This is a genomic window from Roseibium sp. MMSF_3247, assembly GCF_030733765.1.
Lineage (GTDB): Bacteria > Pseudomonadota > Alphaproteobacteria > Rhizobiales > Stappiaceae > Roseibium.
The window spans coordinates 125,116-136,793 of sequence record NZ_JASHII010000006.1; the positions used below are offsets into that span (position 1 = coordinate 125,116).

Consider the following 11,678-nt stretch of genomic DNA (forward strand, 5'->3'; position numbering starts at 1 on the left):
CCCCGCCCGGCACTGCCGGGCGGTTCGTCAATGCGCTTAAGCTAAGCCCGCAATTGCCGAGGCAAAATCCTTGGCGGAGAACGGTTCAAGATCTTCCACGCCTTCGCCAACCCCGATGAAATGAACCGGCAGGCCGTGTTTGGCGGCAATGGCCACCAGAATGCCGCCGCGCGCTGTGCCGTCGAGCTTGGTCATGACAAGTCCGGTGACGCCGGCAACCTTGCCGAAAATCTCGACCTGATTGAGTGCATTTTGCCCCGTTGTCGCATCCAGGGTGAGGAGACAGGTGTGCGGCGCGTCCGGATCATGCTTCTTGATCACGCGGATGACCTTTTCCAGTTCATCCATCAGTTCCGCCTTGTTTTGAAGGCGGCCGGCGGTGTCGATCAGGAGAACATCGACTTGTTTTTCGGTCGCTTCCTTCATTGCATCAAAGGCAAGACCGGCGGCATCCGCTCCGGTATCGCGGGCAATGACTTCAGCGCCGGTGCGCTCACCCCAGATCTTAAGCTGTTCGACAGCAGCCGCGCGGAATGTATCGCCAGCGGCCAGCATGACCGTCTTGCCCTCTTCGCGCAGCTTTTTGGAGAGCTTGCCGATGGTGGTGGTCTTGCCGGTCCCGTTGACGCCGACCATCAAGACAACGTGCGGTTTTTTGCCGGTATTCAGATCCAGCGGTTCGGCGACAGGTGCCAGAACCTTTTCCACTTCCTCTGAGAGGATTTCGCGGACCTCATCAGGGGAAATTTCCTTGTCGTAGCGGCCGTCAGACAGGCGCTCGGTTATTGCCATTGCCGTATCAACACCAAGATCCGCCTGGATCAGGATGTCTTCCAGTTCTTCGAGCATCGCCGCATCAAGCTTGCGCTTGGTAAAGATTGACGAGATGCCGTCCGTCAATGCGGAAGAAGACCGCGAGAGACCCTTTTTCAGCCGTTGGAACCAGGAGAGTTTTTCTTCCTCAACGGGTGCAGGAGCAGGCGTTGCCGCGATCGGTACGGCAGCTGCAGATGGCTCTGCGTCCGGTTCAATCTCCGCCGGTTGTTCGATCGGCTCGACGGGTTCTAGAACTTCCGGCGCCTCTTCGGTCGCTGTTTCGTCCGAGGGGCTTTCAACCGGTGCGTCCGGGAGGTCGGGCTCTTTTTCATCTGCACCAAGATCAGTCGAAATATCGACCTCAGGCAGCACCGGCGGAACGGTTGGTGCGATCTGTGGCGACAAATCCGGGCCGGTCTGCGCAGACAGGACAGTAGGCTCGCTGCCCATTGCGGCAACGGGCGCAACTTCCATCTCAACGGTCGTCGGCGTGTCGTCCGGCGTTTCTGCGGCTGGAGAAGTGTCTTCCGAAGCCTCTACAGCTGGGGTTTCAGGCTCATCAGGCGCATCTTTGCCGCCAAAGAGCCGCCCAAAAAACCCGCGCTTCTTCTCGCTCATAAATCCGCCTTAAAAAACTCGGCCGCCGCTCAAGCCGCCTTGGAAAGGGCTTCGCCCAACAGATGGCGTCCGGTATGGCCGATAATTCTCGTTTCGACAATCTCTCCGGCCGTTCCGCCTGCAAGTTCGACCTGGGTGAACTGTTCCGTGCGGCCAAGGCCTTCTTTCTCTATGAGAACGGGCCGAACCTTGCCGACTTCCATCGCCAAATGCTGCGCAAGGACTTCCGCGCCCTTTTCACGCAATCGCGCACCGCGTTCCTTGATGATGCTCCGGTCAAGCTGGGGCATCCGCGCTGCCGGTGTTCCCGGTCGCGGTGAAAACGGGAAGACGTGGAGATGTGTCAGGCCGCATTCGTCGACGATCTTGAGCGAATTCAAAAACATCTCTTCGGTTTCTGTCGGAAAACCGGCGATGATATCGGCGCCAAACACCACATCCGGGCGCATCTTGCGGACATCTTCACAGAACTTGATCGTATCGGCACGCAGATGGCGGCGCTTCATCCGCTTCAAGATCATGTCGTCACCTGCCTGCAAAGACAGATGAAAATGCGGCATCAAGCGGTGATCATCGGCGATGACCTGCATCAGCTCCTCATCCGCCTCAATGGAATCGATCGAGGACAGGCGCAACCGCTTGAGGTCCGGCACCATCTTCAGGATCTTGGCCGTCAAGGTGCCGAGCTTCGGCTCTCCCGGCAGATCCGCGCCGTAAGACGTAATGTCGACACCGGTCAGGACAATTTCATTGTAGCCGTTGTCAACCAGCCGCTTGATCTGATCGATCACAACGCCCATCGGCACGGAACGGGAATTGCCGCGGCCATAGGGAATGATGCAGAACGTGCAACGGTGATCGCAGCCGTTCTGGACCTGAACGAAGGCCCGGGCACGGCCGGTCAAACCGTCGATCAGGTGACCGGCCGTTTCCTCGACACTCATGATGTCGTTGACGCGCACCTTCTCGGTCTCTGAGATGCCGAACGCTGCGACATCGGCGTAGGACTTGCGCTCCAGCTTCTCGGTGTTGCCGAGAACCAGATCAACTTCGGTCATCTCCGAAAACGTATCGGTTTCGGTTTGCGCCGCACAACCGGTAACAATGACCTTGGCGTCCGGATTGTCGCGCTTGGCCTTGCGCACCGCCTGGCGCGCCTGGCGCACGGCTTCGTTCGTCACCGCGCAGGTGTTGATGAGGATGGCGTTCTTGAGACCCGCGGCCTCGGCTTCACGCTTCATCACCTCCGACTCGTAGGAATTGAGCCGGCAACCAAAAGTAACAACGTCGATGGTCATGACGCAGCCCCAGCTTCCAGGGGGGCGTCCCCGCCGCCTGTCTTCCGCCACGTGAGCGTCTCAAGATCAACTTCGCCTTCGAATTCAACTTCCGTCAGGCCGGTCATCAGCACATGACCATCCCTTTCCCGCCACTCAATGCCGATCGGGCCGCCAGGCAGGTGAATGGTGGTTTTGCGTCCACTCTTGTCGTCCCGCGCAGCTGCAACCCCGACAGCACACGCGGCTGTGCCGCAAGCCAGTGTCAGGCCGGCCCCGCGTTCCCAGACCTTCACACGGATCTGATCGTCATCGAAAATATGCGCCAAAGAGATGTTCGCGCCTTCCGGAAAGATCGGATGACGCTCCAAAAGCGGACCAACGCGAGCCAGATCATAGGCCTCGACGTCCTTGACCCAGAAGATCGCGTGCGGATTGCCCATGTTGACCACGGCCGGCGTGTGCAGGATGGGCTCATCGATCGGCCCGATCTGCAGTTCGATCGCCCGTGTATCGGCAAACTCTTCAGCCAAGGGGATCTGATCCCAATTGAGGCGCGGCTTGCCCATGTCGACGGTCACATTTCGCAGACCGGCAGCGTCAAAGGCATGCAGAAGACCGGCATTGGTCTCGATTGTGACGAGATCCTTGGTGCTTTCTTCCATTAGGAGGCGGCCAATGCAGCGCGTGGCGTTGCCACAGGCGTCGACCTGACCGCCATCACTGTTGTGAATCCGCATGAAGGCATCGACACCACACGTGGACCGCTCAACCGTGATCATTTGATCAAAGCCGATGCCATGCTCCCGATCGCCCAATTTGGCAATCTGATCCTTGTTCAGGCGCAGCGGTTTTTCCCGCGCGTCCCAGACCACGAAATCATTGCCAAGGCCGTTCATCTTCAAAAAGGGTCTGGTTTCAGACGCCATACCGGGTGCACTTTATCTTTTGGGTGTTGAGATCCAGGCGCATTTCATCGCCATAGTCCGCCTTATATGACGGATTTGTGAAGAAATTACCAGATCTCTCCCCCCAAAGGGTTGGCAGTGCAGATGTGCAATGACGGCATGGCGGTGCTGAACCGTCGTGCTTCTTAGTGCGCTTCATCCCAATTGTCGGCGGCGCGAGCGTCGACCTGGAGCGGAACCGACAATTTCAGCGCAGGATCGCAAGCGTTTTCCATGACGTCCTTGATGAGCGGGATGGTCGCCTCGACCTGGGTCTCCGGCACTTCGAATATCAGTTCGTCATGCACCTGAAGCAACATCTGAGCATCCAGCTTTGAAGCGGCTAGGCGGTCTTCCATACGCACCATGGCCCGGCGCAGGATATCGGCCGCAGAGCCCTGGATCGGCGCGTTGATCGCGGCCCGCTCATAGAAGTTGCGCATGTTCGGGTTCTTGGTATTCACGTCCGGATAATGCGCCTTGCGGCCAAAAATCGTGGTGACATAACCATCCGCGTGGACCTGTTTCTTGACCGCTTCCATGTACTCCTTGATGCCCGGGAAACGCTCGAAATAGGTCTTGATGTAGTCGCCCGCCTCACCGCGTGAGATGCCCAGCTGATTGGCAAGGCCGAAGGCGGAAATGCCATAGATAATGCCGAAGTTGATGGCCTTGGCCTGACGGCGGACCATCGGGTCCATGCCCTCAATCGGCGTCCCAAACATTTCACTTGCCGTCATGGCGTGAATGTCGAGCCCGTCCTCGAACGCCTTTTTCAGCTGCGGAATGTCCGCCATGTGCGCGAGCACGCGCAATTCGATCTGGCTGTAGTCGGCCGAGATCAGCTTCTGACCCTTTTCAGCAATAAAGGCCTGGCGGATCTTGCGGCCGGCCTCTGTTCTGACCGGGATGTTTTGCAGGTTCGGCTCCGAGGACGACAGCCGCCCAGTCGTTGTTGCCGCCAGTGAATAGGAGGTGTGCACCCGTTTTGTTTCCGGGTTGATGTAGCCCGGCAGAGCGTCTGTGTAGGTGGATTTCAGCTTTGACAGCTGCCGCCACTCAACGATTTTCGACGGCAGCGGATGACCTTCGGCGGCAAGATCCTCCAGAACCTGCGCCGAGGTCGACCAGGCCCCGGTCTTGGTCTTCTTGCCGCCGGGAAGACCCATCTTGCCGAACAGAATATCGCCGAGCTGTTTCGGCGAACCGACGTTGAAAGTTTCGCCGGCAAGCTCGTAGATCTCGCTTTCAAGCGCAGCCGCGCCTTGGGCGAAATCGCCGGACAGACGGGAGAGCATCTGACGGTCGACGGAAATGCCGCGCCTTTCCATGCGCGCCAGCACCGGCACCATCGGGCGCTCCAATGTCTCGTAGACCGTCGCCATATGATCGCTGGCAAGACGCGGTTTCAGGATCAACCACAAGCGCAAGGTGACATCAGCATCCTCAGCCGCATAGGCGGTTGCCTTGTCGATCGCCACCTTGTCGAAGGTGATCATCGATTTGCCAGAGCCGCATACCTCCTTGAACGGGATCGGCTTGTGACCGAGCCAGCGCTCCGACAGCTCGTCCATGCCATTGCCGCCTTTGCCCGCATCCACGGTGTAGGAAAGCAGCATGGTGTCGTCATAAGGGCCGACGTCAACGCCATGGCGGGTCATCACCAGCCAGTCGTATTTGAGGTTTTGTGCGATCTTCAGGACGCCGCGGTCCTCCAGCATCGGCTTCAGCGCTTTCAGCGCATCGTCGAGCGGGATCTGGTCCGGCAAAAGTCCACCACCGCCGAGAAGGTCGCCTTCGCCGTCCTTGTGGGTCAGCGGTATGTAGCAGGCCTTGCCCGGTTCGGAGCTCAAGGAAATCCCCACCAGCTCGGCCTGCATGGCATCGAGCGAGGTGGTTTCCGTGTCGAAGGCGACATAGCCCTTTTCATAGGCCGCATCGATCCAGGGCTGCAGCTGTTCCAGCGTTGTGACGGTCTCATAGACACTGGAATCAACCGGCATCGCGCCGATCCTGGCCGCACGTTCATCAGCCACGGTCTGCGGCACCATCAGTCCGTCCGGCGCAGTTTTTTCGCCGGCACCGCTGCTGTCAGCATCAGGCACGGACATACCGCCCGGGCGGTCCATCATCCGGCCTTTGTGGTCCGGCACATCCCAGCCGGGCACCTCAAAGTCCGTTGCCTCGACATTGGCAAGCTCCGCTCCGGTCACTTCCGCAACGCGTTTGGTGAGTGTCGAAAAGCCCATCGCCTTCAAAAAGCCGACGGCCTTCGGCCCGTCGATGTCACAAACCGAAAGATCTACAACCGGAATTTCGACCGGCACGTCCTGCTTGAGCGTCACCAACTGTTTGGAGACGCGGGCCTGATCGGCAAATTCGATCAGGTTTTCCCGGCGCTTCTTCTGCTTGATGGTCTCGGCTTGTTCCAGCAGCGTTTCCAGATCGCCGAATTCGTTGATCAAGAGCGCTGCCGTTTTCAGGCCGATGCCCGGCACACCGGGCACGTTGTCGACGCTGTCGCCGGCGAGCGACTGCACCTCGATCACCTTGTCCGGGCCAACGCCAAACTTTTCAAAGACGTCCGGTTCCTTGAAAACCTTGCTCTTCATCGTGTCGATCATGGTCACATTCGGACCGATCAACTGCATCAGATCCTTGTCGCCAGAGGCAATTGTCACGCGGGCACCTTGTGCGGCGGCCTGAGCCGCATAGGTCGCGATCAGGTCGTCGGCCTCGAAGCCTTCCTGTTCGATGCAATGGGTGGAAAACGCGCGCGTCGCTTCCCGGATCAGGCCGAATTGTGGCACCAAGTCTTCCGGCGGGGGCGGGCGCTGCGCCTTGTATTCCGGATAAATGTCGGACCGGAACGTTTTGGCGGAATGGTCGAAGATCACCGCGAAATGGGTGGGCTCGTCGCCTTCTTCAGGCGTCAGGCCTTCTTGCAGTAGCTTCCACAGCATGTTGCAGAAGCCGGAGACAGCACCAACCGGCAAGCCATCCGGCTTGCGCGTCAAGGGCGGCAGCGCGTGATAGGCGCGGAAAATGAAAGTGGAGCCATCAACCAGGATCAGGTGGTCGTCGGCAGTCAGGGCGGCGGAAGTTTCTTGTGTCGACATGGCGCGGATATTGCCCGCAGACGCGACTGGGGGAAAGACCTAATCCACCGCTTTCACATCTCTCCTGTCACTCCGCCGCTTGGGGGGCCGTTTTCCGGCCGTAGGTGCCGCCGAGATAGGCCCATTCCGGCCGTTTGAACAAGAACCAGCCAAACCCGGTTTTCTGGATAAACCACAACAGGATCACCGGCGCGACGACGGCGACGACATTGACGATCAAAGACACGGTGCCGATGTCAAGAATATCGAGTTTCAGCAGGATCACGCGCGACAAGCCCATCGGGAAGAAGAACGCCAGATAGATCACAATGGAGTTCGCGCCGAAGTGGCGCAGGAAATCCATGCTGCCTGCTTTGACGATCAGCGCGCTAGTGAGAATGATGGCCCCGGCCCCGGCCGCCCCAAGGGCCAGCGACACGAACGGCAATTCAGACCAGCCGATAAAGACAAGACTACCGTTGATCACGCCCCAAACGAGCAAGAGTACGAGGCTCAGGCTGACCCGGTCCCGCGCCCACTCTGCAAGCTCAAGGATTTTCGGTGCGAAAATGTAGCCAGCATAAAAATAAACGAAGCGCGATGCGAACTCATCGACCAAAAGCCAGCCGGTATGGATCGGCGCGATCTGCAAAAGAGCCGCAATCCCCAGCATCACTTGCCAGGGCACCCCTTTGTCATGCGCCAATTTGCAAACAACAAAGAAGATCGGCAGCATGTAGATGAACCACAGCGTCCCGAACGGTTGGAAAAAGCTGACCAGATAGAACTGAAATGCCCCGGCCCAGCCCATTTCACCGGCAAAGACCGGCGCTTTCACCGCGAACTGAATGGTCATCCAGAGCACATAAAAGTAAGCGAAATGAACGACTTTCCGGTCGAGATAGAGCTTCCAGTCCCGCGTGATGACGTTAGCCAGGAAAAGACCAGAGATCAGAAAAAAGTCCGGCATCCGGAAAGGCGCTGCAAAGGCGATGACCGCATGCATCCAGCCGGTTTCACCAGCGGCCGCTTCAACACCCAGAACGGCGTGCATCATGACGACAAAGACGATGCAAATGCCTTTTGCCGTATCTACCCAATCAACGCGCGGAGCCTGTACCATGACCATTTACCTGCTGCGGAAATCTCCAATCCGGGCAGGTCTAGCGCGCAACTGGTAAAAATTACGCATAAAGCAAAGTCACGTTTCGGTGATTTTCTGCGGAAATGGCAAACAATCTATGAGTTCGGCTTTTCCGACCCATCGTTCCAGGGACTGATGCGCGGCTGACCGGACGTTTGGCTTCCGGCATCCGGGCCATGGTTGGTTTCTTTCCAGTCATCCGCATCGAGATCCACAACACCGTCCTCGTTCCGCGGACGCATGGTTCCACCCTCCATGATCACAACGTTAGAACGCGCGATGATGAACTTCGCAAGGCTCTCGCGGACCGGCGGAATAAACAGCAGCAAACCGATGGCGTCCGTGACAAACCCCGGGATCAAAAGCAGAATACTCGCCAGCACAATCATAGCGCCTTGCATGACCTCGTTGCCCGGCGCCCGTCCTCCATCGAGTTCCTTCTGCATACGCATCAAAAGCGACAGCCCCTGCTGACGCAGCATGAGTGTGCCGGCCATGGCTGTCAGCACGGTCAAAAGGATCGTCGGCAGAACCCCAAGAAGCTCGCCAACCCAAATGAAAACCGAGATTTCGATCAGAGGCAGGAGTATAATGCCTGCTATGATATAAAGTCCCACGGAGGCTCCATCGTCTGGTAGGGTGGAAATCTGTACTATCTGACCCAGAGATGTAGACACTCTGTCACAAAAATGCGAGCGGCCGGTCGCAAGGAATGTGCACTTCGATCAAATTCAGTCTTGCTCTTGGGTCTGGATGCTGGTTGAAGAACCCACTAAATAGAACATATCTGACCTAAACGTGCGTCGCACGGGCCTTGCAAAACAAGTCAGAGGCAGCCTACCAGCCTCTGAAAGGGTAGCCGGAATAGAAGATGAATGAAATTTTTGATCCCCTAAATCTGCTGCTTCTTGGACTGGCGGTGTTCATTTTGTTCCGGTTGCGCTCTGTTCTCGGCAAACGCACCGGCGAGGAACGCCCACCGTTTGACCCGTACTCGAAGCCGGAGCAGCAAAATGGTCAGGCCAACGGCCAGGACAATGTCATTCCGCTGCCGCATCAGGGGCAACAATCGCCGGACGGTTACGACGACATGGCTCCGGCGCGACAGGAAGAAGATGGTGAAGTGGTCATCGACAAGGTCGCACCGGCTGGCTCTGCACTGAACAACGCGCTGAAGCAAATCCTGTCCGTTGACCGAAGCTTCGAGCCGGAACCTTTCCTGCAAGGTGCAAAAACCGCATACGAAATGATCGTCATGGCGTTTGCCGATGGCGATAAGAAGGCTCTCAAAAATCTTCTGTCCCGTGACGTGTTTGAAGGCTTTAGCGCTGCGATTGACGATCGTGAAAAACGCGGCGAAACAATTGAATCCACGTTCGTTGGCATCGACAAAGCCGAAATCGTGGAAGCGGCCCTCAAGGACACCACCGCACAGGTTACTGTCCGGATCCATAGCCAGCTGATCTCAGCAACACGCGACAAAGGCGGCGAAGTTGTTGATGGTGACCCCGCTAAAGTGACGGAAGTCATTGATATCTGGACCTTCGCCCGTGACACCGCTACGCGGGATCCGAACTGGAAGCTGGTCGCGACCGAATCCGCCGAGTAAATTCGTGAGTGCCCCGGCAGGCATGCGCGGATCAGCGCGGCCGTCTGGTTTGGCAATAGTATTTAAGGGCGCGGCTTTTGCCGCGTCTCTTTTTGTTGCAGGACCTTTAACTGCCATGGCGCAAGGCCCGATCCAACCTGCCGATCTTATACCAGTCCAATTCGCCGATCTCAGCGGTTGGGCAACAGATCAGCACGCGGACGCACTCGTTGCGTTCAAGCGGTTTTGTGGGCCTGGTGCGCCGTCAGCTGCAAACCGGGGACCGTTCCAGCTTTCCAAAGACCATCGCAACGCGCTGTGCAAGGCGGCACGAGTGTCAAAGGATGCGCGTTCGTTTTTTGAAACCCATTTCGAACCATTTCAGGTTCGAGAGCGGGGGTTCGTGACCGGGTATTTCGAACCTGAGGTGGCCGCGTCCCGGGAAAAAACGGCCGAATTCAACGTCCCGCTTCTGAAAAAACCCGATGGGCTCGTTCACGTGCCAGCAAAGGCACGTCCGCCTGGTTGGCCAACACACCTGACACATGGCCGCAGGATCAACGGCCAGGTGACCGAAATGCCCGACCGCGGTGCCATCATGGATGGCGCCCTTGATGGCGAGGGTCTGGAACTTGTCTGGCTCCGCAACCCGATCGACGCCTACTTCATCCATGTCCAGGGCTCCGCGCGCTTGAAACTCGTTGATGGCTCGACGATGCGGGTCGGGTATGCGGGAAAAACCGGGCACCCCTACACCGGAATAGCCCGGCTTTTGGTTCAGCGCGGTGAAGGCACTCCGGAAGATTTCACGATGTCCGGCTTGCGCCGCTGGCTGGAACAAAACCCGGATGACCGGGACCCGCTTTTCAAGGAAAACCAGTCTTACATCTTCTTCCGGGAAGTCACTGAAGCCGCACCAGACGAAGGGCCGATCGGCGCAGCCGGGCGACCTCTCGTGCCCGGTCGAAGTCTGGCAATCGACGACAGAGCCATGCCATATGGGGTGCCTGTATTCGTTTCCGCGGAGTATGAAGATCCACAGAAACCCGGTCAGCAATACCGCCGCCTGATGGTGACCGACGACACAGGTTCTGCAATCAGGGGTCAATCCCGAGGCGACATCTTTGTCGGCTCCGGAGACGATGCCGGACGCATTGCCGGTGAGATCCGGCATGGAGCCACCTTTACTGTGTTGCTGCCCAGGCGATCAACTGGCCTCGGGAACTGACGGCATGAGCAAGCGCGGTAGAAAGGGCATGCTGTCTCCCGAAGACCGGGAGCTCTGGGGCAAGGTCGCCAAAACAGCGACACCGCTTGATACAGAGCGCGCCAAGGCTCAAATGGCAGAGCTGGAACAGTTCATAGATGCAACACCCAAGGCGGCTACAAAATCTCCCAAAACATCAACCGCAATTCATCCACCAGAACCGGCGAAACCTGTAGCACCGCCACCATTGCGGCAGCTTGAGCACCGGTACCGCAAGAAACTGGTGCGCGGTGTCAAACAAATCGACGCCCGGATCGACCTGCACGGCCTGACGCAGGACAGAGCCCATGACCGCTTGCGCGGATTTCTCTATGAAGCCCAGGCGCGCGGACACAAGGTTGTGCTGGTGATTACCGGCAAGGGCGGCGGACCCGGCTATGCCTATATGGACGAACGCGGAATTTTGCGCAGAATGGTACCGCAATGGCTGGCAATGCCGGATGTTCGCCACCTTGTCGTCGGCTACGAAGAGGCCCACACGACCCATGGCGGATCCGGCGCGCTTTATGTGCGAATAAGAAAACGCAGGTAGGAACGTGACACCTCTTGGGGCCAAAATCCGTGAACTCAGAACGAAACAGGGTGTTTCCCTGAAAGAAATGGCAGCGGCCCTGTCCGTTTCCAGTGCCTATCTGTCTGCGCTGGAACATGGCAAGCGCGGCAAACCAACCTGGTTCTTGGTGCAAAGGATCATTGCCTACTTCAACGTGATCTGGGATGAAGCTGAGGAAATCCAGCGGCTTGCGGAACTCTCCGACCCGCGGATCACCATCGACACTGCCGGCATGAACCCCAAGGCAACGGAACTTGCCAATCAACTCGCGCTGAAAATCGGCGGCCTTTCCGATGCCTCTCTCGAAGGGCTGCTGCACCAACTGCGCGTTGCCGCCGTAAAAGACGACATCTGACGTGCATCGGTATTT

10 protein-coding genes are annotated in these 11,678 nt (G+C 57.9%); 4 read left to right on the forward strand and 6 right to left on the reverse strand.

Annotation, left to right across the window (positions count from 1 at the left end; all coding sequences use genetic code 11):
- Positions 1 to 36: 36 nt before the first annotated feature.
- The 6 genes from ftsY to RBB44_RS19425 all read right to left on the reverse strand — a co-directional run bounded on the left by ftsY (position 37) and on the right by RBB44_RS19425 (position 8,517).
- Entirely contained in the window at positions 37 to 1,434 is a 1,398-nt protein-coding gene (ftsY, locus tag RBB44_RS19400; RefSeq protein ID WP_306149264.1) for a signal recognition particle-docking protein FtsY, read from the reverse strand.
- 29 nt (positions 1,435 to 1,463) lie between these two features.
- The gene (gene mtaB / locus RBB44_RS19405) at positions 1,464 to 2,732 is read right to left on the reverse strand and encodes a tRNA (N(6)-L-threonylcarbamoyladenosine(37)-C(2))-methylthiotransferase MtaB (protein ID WP_306149263.1); all 1,269 of its coding nucleotides are present in this window, start codon (positions 2,730 to 2,732) and stop codon (positions 1,464 to 1,466) included.
- The gene (gene dapF / locus RBB44_RS19410; protein WP_306149262.1) at positions 2,729 to 3,640 is read right to left on the reverse strand and encodes a diaminopimelate epimerase; all 912 of its coding nucleotides are present in this window, start codon (positions 3,638 to 3,640) and stop codon (positions 2,729 to 2,731) included. Before dapF ends, mtaB begins: the two co-directional genes overlap by 4 nt.
- A gap of 164 nt (positions 3,641 to 3,804) precedes the next feature.
- The gene (gene polA / locus RBB44_RS19415; protein ID WP_306149366.1) at positions 3,805 to 6,750 is read right to left on the reverse strand and encodes a DNA polymerase I; all 2,946 of its coding nucleotides are present in this window, start codon (positions 6,748 to 6,750) and stop codon (positions 3,805 to 3,807) included.
- 94 nt (positions 6,751 to 6,844) lie between these two features.
- On the reverse strand, positions 6,845 to 7,879 hold the full coding sequence (locus RBB44_RS19420) for an acyltransferase family protein (protein ID WP_306149261.1): 1,035 nt from the start codon (positions 7,877 to 7,879) through the stop codon (positions 6,845 to 6,847).
- 116 nt (positions 7,880 to 7,995) lie between these two features.
- On the reverse strand, positions 7,996 to 8,517 hold the full coding sequence (locus RBB44_RS19425; RefSeq protein ID WP_306149260.1) for an FxsA family protein: 522 nt from the start codon (positions 8,515 to 8,517) through the stop codon (positions 7,996 to 7,998).
- Between the two features lie 254 nt (positions 8,518 to 8,771).
- Here RBB44_RS19425 and RBB44_RS19430 point away from each other — a divergent pair, with 254 nt between their 5' ends.
- The 4 genes from RBB44_RS19430 to RBB44_RS19445 all read left to right on the forward strand — a co-directional run bounded on the left by RBB44_RS19430 (position 8,772) and on the right by RBB44_RS19445 (position 11,663).
- The gene (locus RBB44_RS19430; protein WP_306149259.1) at positions 8,772 to 9,509 is read left to right on the forward strand and encodes a Tim44/TimA family putative adaptor protein; all 738 of its coding nucleotides are present in this window, start codon (positions 8,772 to 8,774) and stop codon (positions 9,507 to 9,509) included.
- A 115-nt stretch (positions 9,510 to 9,624) separates the two neighbouring features.
- Positions 9,625 to 10,716, forward strand: a complete 1,092-nt coding sequence (locus tag RBB44_RS19435) for a murein transglycosylase A (protein ID WP_306149258.1) — start codon at positions 9,625 to 9,627, stop codon at positions 10,714 to 10,716.
- Positions 10,717 to 10,720: 4 nt separating this feature from the next.
- Positions 10,721 to 11,287 (forward strand): Smr/MutS family protein, encoded by a 567-nt coding sequence (locus RBB44_RS19440; RefSeq protein WP_306149257.1) that lies wholly within the window; start codon positions 10,721 to 10,723, stop codon positions 11,285 to 11,287.
- 4 nt (positions 11,288 to 11,291) lie between these two features.
- Positions 11,292 to 11,663, forward strand: a complete 372-nt coding sequence (locus RBB44_RS19445; protein ID WP_008192375.1) for a helix-turn-helix domain-containing protein — start codon at positions 11,292 to 11,294, stop codon at positions 11,661 to 11,663.
- Positions 11,664 to 11,678 lie beyond the last annotated feature (15 nt).

Excerpts from the sequence above, each read along its gene's own strand:
- ftsY (WP_306149264.1), bottom strand. The coding sequence starts at position 1,434 with ATGAGCGAGAAGAAGCGCGGGTTTTTTGGGCGGCTCTTTGGCGGCAAA.
- mtaB (WP_306149263.1), bottom strand. The coding sequence starts at position 2,732 with ATGACCATCGACGTTGTTACTTTTGGTTGCCGGCTCAATTCCTACGAG.
- dapF (WP_306149262.1), bottom strand. The coding sequence starts at position 3,640 with ATGGCGTCTGAAACCAGACCCTTTTTGAAGATGAACGGCCTTGGCAAT.
- RBB44_RS19420 (WP_306149261.1), bottom strand. The coding sequence starts at position 7,879 with ATGGTACAGGCTCCGCGCGTTGATTGGGTAGATACGGCAAAAGGCATT.
- RBB44_RS19430 (WP_306149259.1), top strand. The coding sequence starts at position 8,772 with ATGAATGAAATTTTTGATCCCCTAAATCTGCTGCTTCTTGGACTGGCG.
- RBB44_RS19435 (WP_306149258.1), top strand. The coding sequence starts at position 9,625 with ATGGCGCAAGGCCCGATCCAACCTGCCGATCTTATACCAGTCCAATTC.
- RBB44_RS19440 (WP_306149257.1), top strand. The coding sequence starts at position 10,721 with ATGAGCAAGCGCGGTAGAAAGGGCATGCTGTCTCCCGAAGACCGGGAG.